This is a genomic window from Sedimentitalea todarodis (assembly GCF_032595355.1).
In the GTDB taxonomy this organism is placed as follows: domain Bacteria; phylum Pseudomonadota; class Alphaproteobacteria; order Rhodobacterales; family Rhodobacteraceae; genus Sedimentitalea; species Sedimentitalea todarodis.
Window position 1 is genome coordinate 1 of the sequence record NZ_JASMWN010000014.1, and the last position, 16,228, is coordinate 16,228.

Below are 16,228 nucleotides of genomic sequence, written 5' to 3' on the forward strand. Positions count from 1 at the left end.
AGACAGCGAACGCGATGATTTCACGTGGGTAGCGAAAGCCCTTCAGGGGCGGCAAATCGATTGGAATGTTCATGAGGCAGACATACCTCTACCAAACCCAGTCAACAACTTGGCAATACCGTTCAAGAGCATGCCCATTGCTTTGGCCGCATACAACGCCGGTCCCGGTGCCGTGATGAAATACAATGGCATCCCGCCGTATCGTGAAACGCAGGACTATGTTGTTCGGGTCACGGGCTACTACAATGAGTATGCCGCCCGGATGAGCGGTGCGGACCAGGTTGGGACGCTGGCACCGGAAGATCTTGCGCTTGCGGAAATGTCGAACATTTCTGACGCGGCCATATCCTATGCCGGGCACAGCCAGGAAATTCTCATTCAATCGCTGTCGCGGTTGCAGGAGATATTGAAAAAAATTTCAGCATCGGCATCAGCCAAGGAAGCGATGGATCTCAACACCTACGCCAAGGCGGAGGTTGCTCGGATGAGCGCCGTTCTGACGCGCCTCATGGCGGCGAAGCGCCGTGCGGAGTGGGCGCAATACAGCTCGATTTATGCGGCATACGCGCGCGACCAGAAATTTATGGAAGGACTGACGCAATGAAGACGTTTCTCGCGACATCTGCATTGATCCTGGCCGTAACCGGTGGCTCAGCCGCTGCCCAGGGTGTTCCCACAATCGACATATCGTCCATCGTTCAACTCAAGCAGATGTTGACGGAAGCTCAGTTGCAGCTCGACGAGGCCATCAAGCAGAATCTCAAGCTGGACGATCAAACGCTCAAGATGATCGAGCAAATAAAGCTGATGGAAAATCAGATTGCAGCACTGCGTGACAGCTACGATCAGGTAAAGATGTTGTTGAGCGGTGAATGGATCAAAGACCTGATCCCGGAAATTCCCGATCTCCGGGCCACGGTGGAAGATGCGTTGCGTGGCCAGTGGGATGCTGTCGGCACCGATGGGAAAATCGGGGATACCAAAACCAGTACGATTGTCGATCAGATCTTCACAAGCGTTGGCACAACGACAGAACAAATGGCGGCGCTTGCGAACAGCACCGAACCGGCAAAGGCTCGGATCGGCGCGCAAGGGAATACCGGCGCCATGATGGGTGTCGCGGCAGAAGCCTCGCAGGCAGCGGCCAGCAAAAGTCTCGACCGTATTACGAAATTGACGGGCAATATACCGGACACGAAGGGCATGAAGGCCGCCATCGACCTGAACACCCGTATGACAGCGGAAATGGGTATGGCACTGGCGAACATCTGGCAGCTCGAAGCGGCCCAGACCATTGGTCTCGGCCAGGCAGGCGTCATGTCTGCGGCTACCCTGGCCGAAGAGCAGAAATATCTCGATCTCATGTCCACCGACACCGCCGATTAGAAAGGAACCGAACCATGAAACACCTTCTTTTGACCAGCGTAACCATTGCCGCTCTGACCGCCCCTGCCCTGGCGCAAAGCAACCAATCTGAAATGCGCAACGGAGAGCGTCACCTGACGCCGAAAGACAAAAGCACACAGAATGAATACGCGAATTTGATCCAGAGCCGGGCTATTGAAATGGGCTTTTTTAGTTGGTCGGTGCCACAGAAAAGCGAAGGGGCGGATCACGCTAACCGTCCTCGTCAGGTGTCGGATTGCAATGGCCACGACGCCGAATACCGCCCGGCGCACGACTTTTCCGGGAGCGACGATTGGCGACTGTCCAATATCGGTATCTCCAAGGCGTTCATTTACGAATGGATGGCCTATGGCAACGCAATCGCAGCGCAAGAATGCACTTGCGAAACATTGAGAGCGGATTGGGAAGACGCCATCGCTGCTTTTGATACGTTGGTGAAAGGTATCGAAAACTTCAAGATATACACCACTGTTCCACATCGAGTGCGCAATGAGATCAAGCGAGACTATGATCAGATGTGCGATCTTGGCATGACGATCGACTGAGGCGTTTTGAATGGCAATCGTCGCCGACATTATGGGTTTTATCGACAGCGCGGTAACTGGTGCGGCGCAGGGCACATTCGTCGCCGTCGCCTCCAATTTTGGTGGCATGATTACCGTTGTTGCGACGATCGCGTTTGCCATGTTCGGGCTGGCCGTTGGCCTTGGTGTATTTGCGGTTCGGACGGGTGATCTGACGCAGTTGGTTCTTCGGATCATCCTTATTTTCACCTTTGGCCTTTCTTGGGCCAACTTCGAGATAATCTATGACGCCCTGACAAATACCGGCGATGCCTTGGTGACGGCGCTGTTTTCCGTCGCAAACGGAAGCGGTGCTGCATCTTCTGTCGCTCTGGCGGAAGGCTTTGCCGATCAAGCGCAGGAAACAGCGGCCTCGGTGATTAAGGCAGAAAGCGCCATCGCTCGCGGATTTCTTGGCGCGATCATGTATCTGATGCTGGCGGGCCTTCAAGCGGCTTACATTCTGGTTGCCGGATTTGCGAAAATCATGATCGGGATTCTGATCGGCCTCGCGCCATTCGCCATTGCCGCCACCTGCCTCAACCGAACGCAGTTTCTCTTTGAAGCGTGGGTTTCGTCGTTGATCGGATACTTCATGTATCCTGTCGCTGCCGCTGGCGTGATGGGGTTTATAGCCTCCGTCGCAACGCGTGCTTTCGACACCAGCTCGAATACAACCTTGATCGGAATCACAGGTGTCGTGGTCATTATTATCGTCGGCATCTACGCGCTCCTGACCATTCCGCAGATTGCATCCAACATCACGGGTCAGCTCAACCTTGGCGGCATCGCCCCACAAGCCCTCAGCATCGTGGGTCGTCCAATGGTCAAAGCCGGTGAAATCTCCAAAGGCGCTGGCCGACAGATTTTAAGCGGCGCGTCCACGGGTGGCGAGACAGCTCAACGCGCAGCCCAAACGCGCCGGTTCGGATCGGCCATGGATATGAAGCTGGCGAACGCCGGTGCGCGTCTGTCGGATAACGCGGCGGGGCGTTACGTCCAGCGAAGGCGCGACGTGCAGTTCGCGCGAGAGTCAAACGAGCGCCACCGGGCGAAGGCCAAGACGTAAACGCAAATACGACTACAGAGATTGGAGAACAGCATGGCACGCCTGACTGCTGAACAAAGAAGGATTCTCAAACTGACGCTTGCAAAGGTTGAGGCGAACGATCGTGCCGAATTGGAAAAGGCTGTCGCCGTCGCAAGCGAAGCCGGCGGAAGCTACTTCATAGCCGAGACGGTTCTAGGGCTGCACCAGCGCGAAAAGCGGGCGTGGTCAGTGGCCGTGATCGGGCTTGTGGCGGGTCTGGCCGGCATCGGCGTCGGCGCCTATGGCCTGGCAAAGAACGAGACCCAAGCCTACCTCGCGATCGTTGACCGGGACACCGGCATTGCGGAACGTGCTGTAACAGTCCAACGAGCCTCCATCGATCAACAGAGGGCGGTGGTGGAAAGCCTGATCTATGGCTATGTGCGTGATCGTGAAACCTACGATGTGGACGACAACGAATATCGCATCCTGTCGGTGTTCAAACGCTCGGCTCTGAATGTGCGCCGTCCGCTTGAAGAGAAGTGGACGCCCGGACACAGCAACTACCCGCCAGAACTGTATGGCACCGATGGCAAGGTTGAAGTGTCCATTACCAATGTGGTGATGATCGACGACGATACCGCACAAGTACGATTTTCCAAGACGTTACGGAGTCCGAACTCGCCAACACAACAAGGCGATTTTGTCGCCACCGTCACCTATGTTTTCAACCCCTCAACGGTCGATAACAACCTTCTGCTTTGGCAGAACCCATTCGGGTTTCAGGTTGTAGGCTACCGTGTTGCGTCGGAAGGGAAGACCGAATGAAAAAGTTTGCTTGCGCCGCGCTTCTGGCAAGTCTGGCCGCTCCCGCCCTCTCCGAAGCAACACCAAAAGCCATGCGCGTGGACGCGCGCAGCGCCACGGCGGTTTATCAGAAAGGTCAGGTGTACAAGATCAACACGCGGCTCAAGCGTGTGACGCTTATTACACTGGCCGCTGGCGAACGGTTCCTGGACTTCAAAGCTGGTGACACGGAAAGTTTCGTGTTTGCAGACACGGACGGCGGGAACGCCATACTGGTCAAACCAGTGATTGCCGGTGCAGTGACCAACGGCGTGATCGTGACCAATCGGCGTTTCTATCTGGTCGAGCTGCATGAGAGTGCCAGTCGCCGCCCACACTATGCCGTCAATTTCTCGGCCCCGTCAGGTAGCGGTGGCGGCACATCGAAAACCAGTGTGCCTGCTGGTTTGCCGAAAACCTATGCCATCACTACAAAATCAAAGGGGGCGGAAATAGCGCCAATCCGAGTGTGGGACGATGGCCAGCGGACATACTTTCAATTCGGAACGGATGCGCCGACGCCCAGCATCTACCGCGCCGATGCCCAGGGCAGGGAATACATCGTCAACGGCAGGACCGATGGCACCAGATCGACGGTCGGGCGGCGGTCGGATCGCTGGGTAATCCGCTATGGCGATCAGTATATCTGCATCCAGAGTGGAGACTTGTGAAATGGCTGACCAAATGGAAAACCGCACCGCCCGTCTGAAAGGCAGCAGGAAGTCCCCAAATGCTGGCGTTCTGGCCGCAGTTGCCCTGGTCACTGGCCTCGCCGCAGGTGGAGCTGGTGTCGCATACTGGATAAAACAGGATCGAGGTCCGACTGGGCCGGTTCTGGACACGTCAGAGTCTCGCGAGTTTCCGCGTGATACCAATGGTGGTTTGAGTCCGGTCATCTCGCCGGGCTTCCCGCCCACAGAGCAAGGCCCGAGCGACGCTGAACAAGCGCTACGGTCACGGGTGGCCGAACTCGAAAGAATCCTTAAAGAAGCCCGAAACCAAACCCCGTCTTCGCCGATCGTCGATACAGAACGGCTTGAACAGCTACAGGCACAACTTGATGGCCTGACGCGCGACATGGAAAGCCGGGAAGCTGAGATGTCGTCGCTCACGGACGAACGTGACCAGCTCCGGCGCCACGTTCGACGGCAACAATCGGAACTTGAAGGGATGGAAATGCGGCTGCAACAGGCCGACACTGCCTCGCGCGAAGAACAACGGCTGGCCGAAGAACAGGAACTGCGCAGACAGGAACTCGAACGCCGCCGCGCCGAAGCACAGGCAATTTCAGAGGCGCAGATCAACAGTCCTATTGATGGCCTGTCCGGTGGCTCGGCAGATGGCAATGAGCGCGAATACAAGGGCGACGAAGCCTTCGTTCGCAGCGGTTCCAAAAGCATCACGGCGACACAATCACGAGTGATCGGTGCGCCTTCCAACACAGTCATGCAAGGCACCGTGATCGAAGCCACGCTGACGACAGGCATCAACTCGGAACTGTCTGGCACGATCGCCAGTATGGTTTCGCACGACATCTGGTCCTTCGACATGCACCAGGTCTTGATCCCACGTGGCTCACAAATGTTTGGACGTTACTCCAACGGGGTATCTCTCGGGCAACGCCGCGTTCTGGTCGCATGGGATAGGATTGTGACGCCCGATGGACAGGTGGTTGATCTGGATGCTTACGGATCGGATCGTCTGGGCCGTTCTGGTCTGACGGGCAACGTCAACACGCGCTTTGGTCAGCGGTTCGGCGCGGCCGCACTCATTTCGGTGTTCGCAGCGCTTCCCGCAGTCGCATCCGCCAACACCGACAGTGAAGAGACACAAGTTGTCATAGATAACGTTGGTGGCGCCGCAGCCGACACCGCGAGCGAGGTGGTGGCAGAATACCTGACCCTTGGCCCGATCATCACCGTCGATCATGGCGACATAATCATGGTGATGGTTACGAACGACCTGGAATTGTTCTGATATGGCCGGATACCTTTCGCAATACCTCACGGTGTTTGATCCTCTTTTCGAGGATCAAACTGTGATCGAGGTTGTCGTGAATGGCGATGGGCATTGTTTTGTCGAGCGACAAGGGATCGCCCGGATGGTTCGCGCCGACGAACAAGACATAGATCCGATGGCGGCGGCAGATATAGCAGGTATGGCCGCAAACGACAGCAATACAAAGCTGACGGCGACCGCTCCCCTGCTGTCCACTGCGATTGAGCATGCTGGCTTGATGCTCCGGGTCCAGGCCGTGATTGCGCCCGCCTCGGCCAACGGCACGGTTCTGTCTTTCCGCGTGTTTCGGCCTGGCCATACTGGCGAGCCAAAGACGTTTGGCTTTCTGCGCAGCGATGTGATGCAGTCCCAAGATGAAGAACGTGTCCAGAAGCTGCGCGGGCTACAGAGTATAGCGGGCAGCGACAGTGTTGACGATTTCCTGACAGAAGTGCTGCAGCTGGAATTGAATGTCGTGATTTCCGGCGGAACATCCACCGGGAAAACGGAACTCGGACGGCGGATGCTGTGGCTCATCAAAGACCATGAACGCCTGGTTACGATCGAGGATTCGTCGGAACTGCGTCCGCGCCAATCAAATGTTGTAAGCCTGATCGCGGAACGCTCAGAGGATAGCCCGCGATCTGCGGAAAAACTGCTGCAAGCGACCCTGCGCCTGCGCCCGGATCGGATTATCGTGGGCGAGTTGCGGGGGCCGGAGGCGGCAACATTTATCGAAGCGATCAACACCGGCCACGGCGGTTCCTTCACGACGCTTCACTCTCAAACCGCGCGCAAGTCGATGGACCGACTGGCGCTCATGGTAATGGGAACAGGGACACAGCTTCGATACGCGGAAGTCATGCGGTATCTTCGATCGACCATCGACGTTGTGATACAGGCCGGTCGGATCGGAAACGAGCGCGGCATTGTCGAGGTTTACATGCCGCCGCTCGATCTGGAAAACGAGGAACAGTAAGGAGTCCGGCTCGGGGCGAAATTGTATCATAAGGCATTCCCGACCTTCGCTGCGCCGCGTTTGAACTCACAGGTCGCGGACTTTCCCGACCTTGGATTTCCAAACTTCGCTGACGCAGCATTGCCTTGCATGCACAGCAGGCCTCTTGCTGCGACGCAGCTCATGTCGCCAGAGCGGTCGTTGAAACCCCTCCCCAGAGGCCGATCCCACACTGCTCTTTCGCCGCGAGCCGCTGGAACTGGCAAGTAGTGGACTTTCCGGATCTATCCGCGCGCAACGGAAGCAAGCGCAGAGTTGCGAATGCGGGGTTCGAATAGGCAGAAACGGAATTTCGGCGACGCTACGAGAATCTCCAATCCGGCCATTCAACCCTGCCAGTCTCAGTCTATCTCAAACCGCCCGTCAGTCGCCACTTCCCCAGACGACGGCCTGCTCGTGCTGGCGGATGAGCGTGCGTAACTCCTGGAACGCTGATATGACATGCTTGGCGAAGCGCGTCGAGCTTGCCGGTGCCGGGCTCACGCCCGAACGCAGGATGGCGAGCGAGCGCCGCGGGTGTTCTAGATCGAGGGGAATGGCCGATATCTCCTTCGCGTTCTGCATGGCAAACACCACGCTATGGGGCAAGATAGTCAAACTGTCGCTCACTTTCAGATAGTTGACGATGCTCGCAAGAGAGCCGCCAGCATAGCAAACTGACACATGCGTCGCACCGATTGCGAGGAGCGCCGTACGAAGGTCGGCAATGAGCGCACTCCCGGGCGGCGGCTCTATCCAGGGGAACTCGAGCAGCGCTTCAGGGCGAAGCGGATGAGTCTTGAAGAGGGGATGGCCCACGCGACAGGCGACCACGTTCCGACCGGGCAGGAGCTCTTCGAAGGTCAGGTCTTCGTCGCCCTCTTCCAGCAACTCGACGGGGCAGATAGCGAGGTCGAGTTGCCCGCTCTTCACGAGGGTTTTCAGTTCGGTGGTATACCCGTACCGCTGGTCGACCCTGACGCTCGGATGCGTTTGATGGAACTCGGCGATCATCCCCGAGATCAACGCGTCAGTGAAGAAGGGGGTGCCGCCAATACGGATCGTACCGCGCTCTCCGCGACGGAGGGCGTCCGCTGCTTCAGCGCTGCGCCGCGCCGCGAGGCGGATGGCATCACCCTGCTCGGCGAGCACCTGGCCGAGCGCCGTCGGTTGCAGCGGTCGGCGGTCCCGGATGACGAGTGGCTGGCCTAGTCTCAATTCAAGGGCAGATAGCATTCGGCTGATCGCTGGCTGGCTACTGCCAAGAAGCGTTGCCGCCTCGGTAAGCCCGCCGGTCTCGACGATGGCGGACAATTGCATCAGGTGGCGTGGATCGATTTTCATAACTTCATGATATAGTATCCGACCGAGAAGTCATTTCCAATCATGATACCACTCACGTAAATTGATCGCAGTCGGACACCTTGACTGGCGCAGCCGTACGTAAAGGCGGCCGACAGGGGAGAAAAAGTTCCGGCAAGCGCAAACCAAAATTTCCAACGGGAGGAACCCTCGTGAAACATCTACTGACAGCGCTTCTTGCGACAACGGCAATTGCCGGTACGGTGCAGGCGCAAGACACGCAAAAGGTCTTTTTCCTGCTGCCGAACACGACCACGATCCGCTTCGAAAGCCGTGACGCGCCGTTCTTTGTTGAAGCACTGAAGGAGAAAGCGCCGAACGCCGAGGTCACCGTGCAGAATGCGCAGGGCGACCCGCAGCAGCAGCAGCGCCAGATCGAGGATGCCATCTCGCAAGGCGCGGACCTGATCATGCTGACCTCGGCCGATGCCAATCTGGTCGCCGGCGGCCTCGCCGCCGCTGAATCCGCCGGGGTGCCGGTCGTGCTTTACGACCATGACGCAATCGGGGGCAAGGCCGAAGCGCACGTCGTCTTCGATTCGCTCGCAGTGGGCCAGGCGCAGGGCAAGCGGGCCGCCGAGCTTATCGCGGCAATGGACAAGTCGCCAGTCAAGGTCGCCCGTGTCAAGGGCAACCAGGGCGAATACGGAACCACGCAGTATGAAAAGGGTCAGGACGAGTTCCTGCAGCCCCTGGTTGACTCCGGCAAGGTCGAGGTCGTCTGCGAGCAGTACACGCGGAACTGGGACCCGACCTTGGCACAGTCGTTCGCCGAGGACTGCCTGACCCGCACGGGTGGTGACGTCGACGTGTTCATCGGCATGAACGACGGCACCACCGGCGGATCAGTTGTGGCACTGATCAGTCAAGGCTATCAGCCGGGCGAGAAAGTCGTCACCGGCGGCCAGGACGCCACAGTCGAGGCGCTGCGCTACATCGCCCAGGGCTGGCAGGACAACTCAATCCTGAAGGACCTGAAGCTGGAGGCGGCCGCGGCCGCGGACGTGGCCGCTGGCATTCTCGCCGGAGACGGGGTGCCTGAGGAACTGGTGAACGGGATAGTCAATAATCAGTACGTGGACGTCCCGGGCATTTTTTTACCGGTCCAAAGCATCTCGATCGACAATCTCGATGAAGTTGTCGCCAAAGGTGTCTGGACCTGGGAGGAGATCTGCCAGGGTATCGAAAGCACCGAGGTCTGCGAGGCCAACCTTTAGCCCGAGCCGTGGGCGGCCTTGCGTCGCCCACTCCAAAAATCATGGGAGGATTACAGATGACGGCAGTGACAGCCGAGCGACCGAGATCCGAAAAGCGTTCAGATGGGACGCCGCTGGTCTCGATGCGCAACATTCACAAGCACTTCGGATCGCTGCATGCGTTACGGGGTGCATCGGTCGAGGTTCATGCGGGTGAAGTGGTTGCGCTTGTCGGAGACAATGGCGCGGGCAAGTCAACCCTCGTAAAGGTGATGGCTGGCGTTCATGCTTCCGATTCCGGCGATTACCTGTTCGAAGGCAAGCCGGTCCGTGTCACCAAGCCAACCGATGCCACCGAACTCGGCATCCAGACGGTCTATCAGGACCTGTCGCTTTGTCACAACCTCGACGCGGTGCAGAATCTGTTCCTGGGACGAGAGCTGACTGGCTCGATGTGGGGTGGTCGTCGAATTCGCCGGGCGGAAAGCGAAGTTCGTGCGCGGGAAGTTCTGACCCGAATGCGGCTTGGCAACATGTCGCTCAGCCGGCCAGTCGGCGCGATGTCCGGCGGCCAGCGCCAAAACATCGCCATCGCCCGCTCAATCCTGTGGACGCCCAAAGTGGTCATTCTCGACGAGCCTACGGCGGCGCTGAGCCATTCGGCGGCGGAGGGTGTCGCGTCGCTTATCCGCACTCTGGCCGACCAGGGGCTGGGGATTGTCGTGGTCAGCCACGATATCCACCACTTCGTGGTGAACTCCACCGACCGGATCGAGGTACTGCGGCTCGGCGCCAACGTGGCGAGCTTCAAGTCCAGCGAAGTAACCGGCGAGCAGGTCGTCAACGCAATGGTTGGCGGAAACGAAGGCGTCAACCTCGCGGGATAACCGCGGTCACTTTATCACCGGAGGAACCCCCTATGGCCAATGCCACCACAACCAACACCGCGCCTCCATCGCGGCGCCGCGGTTTCGGCGAGCTTCTCACCACCGATCTTCGTGCGCTTCCGATCGTTTTGGGTCTTGTCGCACTCTGGATCTTCTTCGCATTGCAGAGCGACGTCTTCCTGACACCGCGCAACCTTTCCAATCTGCTTGTGCAGAGTACGGTGGTAGGCGTCATGGCGCTCGGCCTGATGTTCGTACTTCTGATCAAGGAGATCGACCTCTCCGTGGCGGCCATCAATGGCGTCACATCCGTGCTGATGGCGAAGTTCATTGTCGAGTTCGGCTTCTCGCCGTGGATCGCCGTGCCGATTGCGGTCCTGATCGGTGCCGGGATCGGCAGCCTTTCGGCCCGCTGGGTAACTTTTGTCGGGGTTCCGTCCTTTGTGGTCACGCTCGGCCTCGGCCTTGCCCTCAACGGTCTTCAGCTGATCCTGTTGCCGGAAACAGCCCGCTACAGTTTGAACGGGACCGGACTGGAGCGGATTGCCCTCACCAACATCTCGGGCGTGTGGGCCTGGATCGTACTGGCTGCCGGCATTGGGGCTACGGCAGGGCTGGTGTTGTCTGACGTTTCCAGCCGCGGCAAGGCGGGTCTGGAAACCCCGTTCATGAAATCCGTCGCATTGCCAATCGCGGCGGCCACAGCATTCGGCATCATCGTCGTATCGATCCTGACCGCACATCAGGGCATCCCGCTGGTTGTGCTGATCTTCGCTGTTCTGCTTGGAATCGGCGGCTACGTTCTCAAGGAGACACAATTCGGACTGTTCCTTTACGCCGTCGGCAACAATGACGAGGCGGCCCGGCGTTCTGGCGTCAATGTGGCGCGCATCAAGATGACCGCATTTGCCATCGCTGGCGGTGTCGCCGCTCTCGCAGGGGTTATCGCGGCCTCCCGCACCCTCGGGGTCGGCGTATTCTCCGGGGGCGGCGTCGGCGGTGGCACACTGCTGCTCGAGTCAATCGCCGCGGCGGTCATCGGCGGCGTGAGCCTCTTTGGTGGCCGTGGCGCCATCCATGCGGCGCTGCTCGGCGCACTGGTGATCGGCACCGTCAGCAACGGACTGAACCTGATGGGTGTCGAAAACGAGATCCGCCTGATCGTCACCGGCCTCCTGCTCGTCCTGGCCGTATCGATCGACAAGCTGATCGAAAAGGCCACCGGTCAGCAGAGCTTCTGACTCGACTGTCGCGCCCGGTGACGGGCGCGATACTACGACCTGGATCAACAAATTTCCCCGAGGCTACCGAGATGAAGATCGAAGACATCGAGCTTTGCGCGACTTACTGGACGGTCAGCGGCGCCGTCTACCCGGGGGCACCGACTGAAGTCAGCCCCTTCCCCCTGAAGGACCGAGCCGAGGTTTCGGGTCGGATCGGCTGGCGCGGCATGGGCTTCGTCCTCGACGACATGGAAGCCTCGATCGCCCACTACGGGATGCCCACCGTCCGCCAGATTTTTTCAGACAATGGCATCCGCCATGTCGAGCTCGAATTCCTTCTCGACTGGCACCTCGATGGCGAGAAGCGTCGCGCCTCCGATGTGATGTACGACCGATTGCTCGAAGTCGGCGCCGAGCTCGGCATCGGCAAGATCAAGGTCGGCGGTGGCGTGTTCGAGGAGAGCGAGCCGGACATCCCTGCGATGCGCGCCGCTTTCGCCAAGCTTTGCGAACGTGCCGCTCCCCTCGGCATCGACATCGTCATCGAGTTTCTGCCGTTCGCCAGCATCAACACTATCGAGCGGGGGCTTGCAGTCGTCGAAGGGCTCGGCGTGACCAACGGCGGGCTGCTCGTCGACACCTGGCACATCCAGCGCGGCGGCATGACCGCTGCGGACATCCGCAAGATGCCGCTTCAGTTTCTCCGCGCCGTCGAGCTGGACGACGCAGGCCCCGAGGTCCTGGGCACGCTCTTCAATGACTCGACCCACTATCGCCGTCCATGCGGCGAAGGCGCGATCGACATTCCCGATCAGTTGCAGGCGATCCTTGACGTTGGCTATCGTGGCTATTTCGGCGTCGAGATTATCAGCGCCTACCATCGCCACCTCCCGCTCGAAATCGCGGCGCAGCGGGCGTTCGACACCACGATGCAGCAGTTCCACGCCGTCAATCTGCCTGCGGACTGAAATCAAACCTCAACCGGCGCGATGCGCTGAACAAACCTAACACGAGGAAGATAACAATGGTTGGAATTGCAGTTCTCGGCGCAGGGCGCATCGGCAAGATCCACGCCGCCAGTGTCGCGGCGAACCCCAAGGCGAAGCTCATTGCAGTCGCCGATCCATTCCCGGAGGCCGTCGAACCCCTGGCGCAGTCGCTGGGGACGGAGGCAATGAACGACTGTATGGAGGCAATCGCCCGACCAGACGTCGATGCAGTGGTGATCGGCACGCCCACAGATACTCATGTCGGCTTCCTGCTGAAGGCGGTCGAACTGGGAAAAGCAGTCCTCTGCGAAAAGCCGATCGACCTCGACATGGCGAAGAGCGAAAGCGCCGCAGCCGAGATCGAGCGTGTGGGCGGTCGGGTGATGCTGGCCTTCAATCGCCGCTTCGACAGCACCTTTGCCGAGATGCGCCGCGCCATCGACGCCGGGCGCATCGGCGACGTCCGCCAGGTCATCATCTCCAGCCGCGATCCCGGGCTGGCACCGCCCTCCTACATCAAAACCTCGGGCGGCATCTTCCGCGACATGACCATTCACGATCTGGACATGGCGCGCTGGATGCTGGGCGAAGAGCCGGTCCTCGTCAGCGCGGTCGGCGCCCGGCTGATCGACCCGACGCTAAAGCAATATGAGGACTACGACACGGCGATGGTCCTGCTGCAGACCGAGAGCGGTCGGCAGGCCCATATCAACAACTGCCGTGAGGCGGTCTACGGCTACGACCAGCGGGTCGAAGTCCTCGGCGCGACGGGAATGCTGACCCATGACAACCTGCGTCCGACCACGATGCGCGTGACCACCGCCGAAACCACCGACGCCCGCGAGCCGCTGCTGAACTTCTTTCTCGAGCGCTACGCCCAGGCGTACCGGTCGGAGATGGACGCGTTCATCGACGCCCTTGCCGACGACAAGCCGATGCCCACGACTGTGCGCGATGGCGTCCTAGCCCTGCGTCTGGCCGAATGTGCCGTCGAATCCGTACGCACCGGCCGCGCCGTCGCGGTCTGAAGATACCATGGAGGAATCAAACATGACCTATGCCATCGGAAACGATGCAACGATCGGGATCGCCTGTCTCGGGATCACCCATCCGCACACTTCTGGCCGCGTGAAGGCGTTCCAGCGCATGCCGAACGCCAAGGTGCTGGGCGCCTATGACAAGAGTCCGCTGCTGGACCCTTTCGTCGAGGCCATGGGCATCGAAAAACGCACGAAGGAAGAAATCCTCGCCGACCCTGACGTTCATGCGGTCCTGATCCACCCCAAAAGCTACCTGATGGCCGACTGGGCGATCGAGGCGATGGAGGCGGGCAAGGCTGTGCTCTGTGAAAAACCCGCTGGGCGCGGTTCGACCGACACTGAACGGCTCGTCAAAACTGCGGAACGGACCGGTCAGCTCTTCCAGGTTGGCTACTGTTGGCGCTACGCACCGTCGGTCGACAAGATGCAGGAGGTGCTGCGCAAAGGCCAGCTCGGCAAGGTGCTGCAGGTGCGTGCGCATGCCGGCTGCTCGCATGGCGAGGCGGACACCGACCACATGCGTCAGCCCGGCGACATCGGCGGCGCTTTCTACGTGATCGGCTGTCACACGATCGACCGGCTCTTGCTGCATTTTGGGATGCCGCGGTCCGTCAACGCCCGGATCACCAAGTTCGACGGCGTGATGCCGGAGGCTGCCCGCGAAGACGCGGCCGGGGCGATCCTGAACTACGACGACAAGATGATCACCATCGACTTCATGTCCTGGGATCCTCTGCCCTGGACCGAGAACTGGGATGTCGCCGTCTATGGCACTGAAGGCGTGATGCACGCGCGCCCGATGCCTGCCTCGTACAAGCTCTACAGCACCGGCAGGCACGGGCTGCCCGAAGGCTGGACCGAATGGAACGAAACCAGCTTTCCCGAGATCTGGGCGGTGCGAAAGACGGTCTATTCGCCCGAGATCGCCGAGATCGGCAATCCGGTTTACTTCGACCGTGAAGCCGCCGCTTTTGCAAACTCGCTGCGCACCGGTGCGCCCTCGAACGTGCCTGCGCAACAGGCGCACAACATCAACCTAATCCTCGAAGCACTTTTCAAGTCCTCGTCGCAGGATGGTGCGGAGGTCCGGTTCTGATCGCCAGAGCCCCGACGCGACCGCAACGGTCATCATGGGCGCATGGAAGAACAAGGCCTGAATACATCCAAATCCTTCGGAGCAGCACAATGATCAAACATATCGTAATGTGGAACATGGCGGGGGATACCGACGAGGATCGCCGCAAGGCGGCCGAATTCCTGCGGTCCCGCTTCGAGGCTTTGCGCGGCCAGGTGCCGGGGCTTCTTCATCTCGAAGTGGGATTCGACCATAGCCGCGTCGACTATGCCTGCGACGTCGTTCTTTATACCGAGTTCGAAAGCCAGGCGGCGCTCGATGCCTACACCACGCATCCCGCGCATCTGCGGGTGAAGGGCGAACTAGGGCAGTCACGCATTGCGCGTCACCAGGTGGACTACGCCCTGTGATCGCTCGCGCCCCAGGCACAGACAGCAAAGGAATGCCGTCATGAAGGAATTCACATACACGGCTCTGCCAACCCGGGTGATCTTTGGCGCAGGAAAGCTCGCCACGATCCGCGATGAAGTCGACGCGATAGGAGCGACCCGGGCGCTGGTGCTGTGCACGCCGCCCCAAAGGGCGCAGGCCGAACAGGTCGCGGAGCTTCTCGGTTCCCGGCTGGCCGACATTTATGACGGCGCCGAAATGCACGTGCCGATCGAGGGCGCGCGCATGGCGCGGCAACTCGCCGCCGAACTTGAGGCGGATTGCGCCGTCGCCATTGGCGGAGGTTCCACCATTGGCCTCGGAAAGGCGATCGCCCTAGAGGCGCCGGTCCCGATCATCGCCATTCCCACAACCTACGCCGGGTCCGAGATGACGCCCATCTACGGGATCACCGAAGACGGGCTGAAGCGGACCGGTAGGGACGTGCGGGTCCTGCCACGCTCGGTGATCTATGATCCCGACCTGACGATGAGCCTGCCGCTCGGCATGTCGCTGGTCAGTGGCATGAACGCCATCGCCCATGCCGCAGAGGGACTCTACGCCCAAGACGGCAACCCGGTGATGTCGTTAATGGCCGAGGAAGGCATCCGCGCCCTGTCGCAAGGAATGCCGGCGTTGGTCGAAGCACCCCAGGACAAGGAGGCCCGGGCACGGTGCCTTTACGGCGCCTGGCTCTGTGGGACGGTACTGGGCCATGTCGGGATGGCGCTGCATCACAAGCTCTGCCACACGCTCGGCGGCAGCTTCAACCTGCCCCACGCAGAGACGCACACTATCGTCCTGCCGCATGCGCTGGCCTACAACAGCCCCGCGGCGCCCCAGGCCATGGAGCGGATCGCGGCGGCGATTGGCGCCTCCGACGCCGCCATCGGCCTGCACCGGATGGCGGCAAAACTCGGGGTCCCCATGGCGCTGCGCGACATCGGTATGAAGGAAACTGACCTGAACCGCGCCTGTGAAATCGCGCTTGCCGATCCCTATTGGAACCCACGCCCGATCGAAGCCGCACCAATGCGCGACCTGTTGCAGCGCGCTTGGGAGGGGGCCGAGCCGCAACCCTGACAGGGGTGCTGTCTCGTTGATAGAACTGTAAAGGAGAATGACTTGAGCATGAATGACACCGGCCATTTTTCCGAGGAGCATTCGGTTGACGTTGTGAACGCCC

The 16,228-nt window shown here is 59.9% G+C and carries 16 protein-coding genes and 1 pseudogene; 15 read left to right on the top strand and 2 right to left on the bottom strand.

Features of this window, described 5'->3' with window-relative positions; genetic code table 11:
• Window positions 1–73 (bottom strand): annotated as a pseudogene (locus tag QO231_RS26285) (IS6 family transposase); the annotation flags it as partial.
• Window positions 74–600: 527 nt separating this feature from the next.
• On the opposite strand from QO231_RS26285, the gene QO231_RS16175 reads away from it, so the two are divergent.
• Genes QO231_RS16175 through QO231_RS16205 form a run of 7 tightly spaced genes read left to right on the top strand, consistent with a single transcriptional unit; the run spans window position 601 to window position 6,823 of the window.
• Complete coding sequence (locus tag QO231_RS16175) at window positions 601–1,386, top strand: type IV secretion system protein (RefSeq protein WP_316778637.1); 786 nt, start codon at window positions 601–603, stop codon at window positions 1,384–1,386.
• A gap of 14 nt (window positions 1,387–1,400) precedes the next feature.
• Window positions 1,401–1,952 (top strand): hypothetical protein, encoded by a 552-nt coding sequence (locus QO231_RS16180; RefSeq protein ID WP_316778641.1) that lies wholly within the window; start codon window positions 1,401–1,403, stop codon window positions 1,950–1,952.
• Window positions 1,953–1,962: 10 nt separating this feature from the next.
• Window positions 1,963–3,039, top strand: a complete 1,077-nt coding sequence (locus QO231_RS16185; protein ID WP_316778644.1) for a type IV secretion system protein — start codon at window positions 1,963–1,965, stop codon at window positions 3,037–3,039.
• A 33-nt stretch (window positions 3,040–3,072) separates the two neighbouring features.
• Window positions 3,073–3,828, top strand: a complete 756-nt coding sequence (locus tag QO231_RS16190; protein ID WP_316778647.1) for a virB8 family protein — start codon at window positions 3,073–3,075, stop codon at window positions 3,826–3,828.
• Entirely contained in the window at window positions 3,825–4,517 is a 693-nt protein-coding gene (locus QO231_RS16195; RefSeq protein ID WP_316778650.1) for a TrbG/VirB9 family P-type conjugative transfer protein, read from the top strand. Before QO231_RS16190 ends, QO231_RS16195 begins: the two co-directional genes overlap by 4 nt.
• Window position 4,518: 1 nt before the next feature.
• A complete protein-coding gene (locus tag QO231_RS16200; RefSeq protein WP_316778653.1) occupies window positions 4,519–5,823 on the top strand; it encodes a TrbI/VirB10 family protein in 1,305 nt (434 codons plus the stop codon).
• A gap of 1 nt (window position 5,824) precedes the next feature.
• Window positions 5,825–6,823, top strand: coding sequence for an ATPase, T2SS/T4P/T4SS family (locus QO231_RS16205; RefSeq protein WP_316778656.1), 999 nt, complete (start codon window positions 5,825–5,827; stop codon window positions 6,821–6,823).
• A 402-nt stretch (window positions 6,824–7,225) separates the two neighbouring features.
• Here QO231_RS16205 and QO231_RS16210 read toward each other — a convergent pair whose 3' ends face one another.
• Window positions 7,226–8,185, bottom strand: coding sequence for a LysR family transcriptional regulator (locus QO231_RS16210; protein WP_316778658.1), 960 nt, complete (start codon window positions 8,183–8,185; stop codon window positions 7,226–7,228).
• A 170-nt stretch (window positions 8,186–8,355) separates the two neighbouring features.
• On the opposite strand from QO231_RS16210, the gene QO231_RS16215 reads away from it, so the two are divergent.
• The 8 genes from QO231_RS16215 to QO231_RS16250 all read left to right on the top strand — a co-directional run bounded on the left by QO231_RS16215 (window position 8,356) and on the right by QO231_RS16250 (window position 16,125).
• Entirely contained in the window at window positions 8,356–9,420 is a 1,065-nt protein-coding gene (locus QO231_RS16215) for an ABC transporter substrate-binding protein (RefSeq protein ID WP_316778661.1), read from the top strand.
• A 56-nt stretch (window positions 9,421–9,476) separates the two neighbouring features.
• Window positions 9,477–10,286: an ATP-binding cassette domain-containing protein gene (locus QO231_RS16220; RefSeq protein ID WP_316778664.1), complete on the top strand. Its 810-nt coding sequence runs from the start codon at window positions 9,477–9,479 to the stop codon at window positions 10,284–10,286.
• Window positions 10,287–10,318: 32 nt separating this feature from the next.
• Complete coding sequence (locus QO231_RS16225; protein WP_316778667.1) at window positions 10,319–11,527, top strand: sugar ABC transporter permease; 1,209 nt, start codon at window positions 10,319–10,321, stop codon at window positions 11,525–11,527.
• A gap of 71 nt (window positions 11,528–11,598) precedes the next feature.
• Window positions 11,599–12,477: a sugar phosphate isomerase/epimerase family protein gene (locus QO231_RS16230; protein WP_316778669.1), complete on the top strand. Its 879-nt coding sequence runs from the start codon at window positions 11,599–11,601 to the stop codon at window positions 12,475–12,477.
• A 56-nt stretch (window positions 12,478–12,533) separates the two neighbouring features.
• Complete coding sequence (iolG, locus tag QO231_RS16235; RefSeq protein WP_316778672.1) at window positions 12,534–13,526, top strand: inositol 2-dehydrogenase; 993 nt, start codon at window positions 12,534–12,536, stop codon at window positions 13,524–13,526.
• 22 nt (window positions 13,527–13,548) lie between these two features.
• Complete coding sequence (locus tag QO231_RS16240) at window positions 13,549–14,634, top strand: Gfo/Idh/MocA family protein (protein WP_316778675.1); 1,086 nt, start codon at window positions 13,549–13,551, stop codon at window positions 14,632–14,634.
• A gap of 89 nt (window positions 14,635–14,723) precedes the next feature.
• Window positions 14,724–15,023 (top strand): Dabb family protein, encoded by a 300-nt coding sequence (locus tag QO231_RS16245; protein ID WP_316778678.1) that lies wholly within the window; start codon window positions 14,724–14,726, stop codon window positions 15,021–15,023.
• Between the two features lie 40 nt (window positions 15,024–15,063).
• Window positions 15,064–16,125, top strand: coding sequence for a maleylacetate reductase (locus QO231_RS16250; RefSeq protein ID WP_316778681.1), 1,062 nt, complete (start codon window positions 15,064–15,066; stop codon window positions 16,123–16,125).
• The last annotated feature ends 103 nt before the right edge of the window (window positions 16,126–16,228 follow it).

Bases quoted from the DNA above. Each gene is read 5' to 3' on its own strand.
- QO231_RS16205 (WP_316778656.1), top strand. From the start codon at position 5,825: ATGGCCGGATACCTTTCGCAATACCTCACGGTGTTTGATCCTCTTTTC.
- QO231_RS16250 (WP_316778681.1), top strand. From the start codon at position 15,064: ATGAAGGAATTCACATACACGGCTCTGCCAACCCGGGTGATCTTTGGC.
- QO231_RS16240 (WP_316778675.1), top strand. From the start codon at position 13,549: ATGACCTATGCCATCGGAAACGATGCAACGATCGGGATCGCCTGTCTC.
- QO231_RS16175 (WP_316778637.1), top strand. From the start codon at position 601: ATGAAGACGTTTCTCGCGACATCTGCATTGATCCTGGCCGTAACCGGT.
- QO231_RS16190 (WP_316778647.1), top strand. From the start codon at position 3,073: ATGGCACGCCTGACTGCTGAACAAAGAAGGATTCTCAAACTGACGCTT.
- iolG (WP_316778672.1), top strand. From the start codon at position 12,534: ATGGTTGGAATTGCAGTTCTCGGCGCAGGGCGCATCGGCAAGATCCAC.
- QO231_RS16210 (WP_316778658.1), bottom strand. From the start codon at position 8,185: ATGAAAATCGATCCACGCCACCTGATGCAATTGTCCGCCATCGTCGAG.
- QO231_RS16200 (WP_316778653.1), top strand. From the start codon at position 4,519: ATGGCTGACCAAATGGAAAACCGCACCGCCCGTCTGAAAGGCAGCAGG.
- QO231_RS16245 (WP_316778678.1), top strand. From the start codon at position 14,724: ATGATCAAACATATCGTAATGTGGAACATGGCGGGGGATACCGACGAG.
- QO231_RS16230 (WP_316778669.1), top strand. From the start codon at position 11,599: ATGAAGATCGAAGACATCGAGCTTTGCGCGACTTACTGGACGGTCAGC.
- QO231_RS16185 (WP_316778644.1), top strand. From the start codon at position 1,963: ATGGCAATCGTCGCCGACATTATGGGTTTTATCGACAGCGCGGTAACT.
- QO231_RS16180 (WP_316778641.1), top strand. From the start codon at position 1,401: ATGAAACACCTTCTTTTGACCAGCGTAACCATTGCCGCTCTGACCGCC.
- QO231_RS16195 (WP_316778650.1), top strand. From the start codon at position 3,825: ATGAAAAAGTTTGCTTGCGCCGCGCTTCTGGCAAGTCTGGCCGCTCCC.
- QO231_RS16220 (WP_316778664.1), top strand. From the start codon at position 9,477: ATGACGGCAGTGACAGCCGAGCGACCGAGATCCGAAAAGCGTTCAGAT.
- QO231_RS16225 (WP_316778667.1), top strand. From the start codon at position 10,319: ATGGCCAATGCCACCACAACCAACACCGCGCCTCCATCGCGGCGCCGC.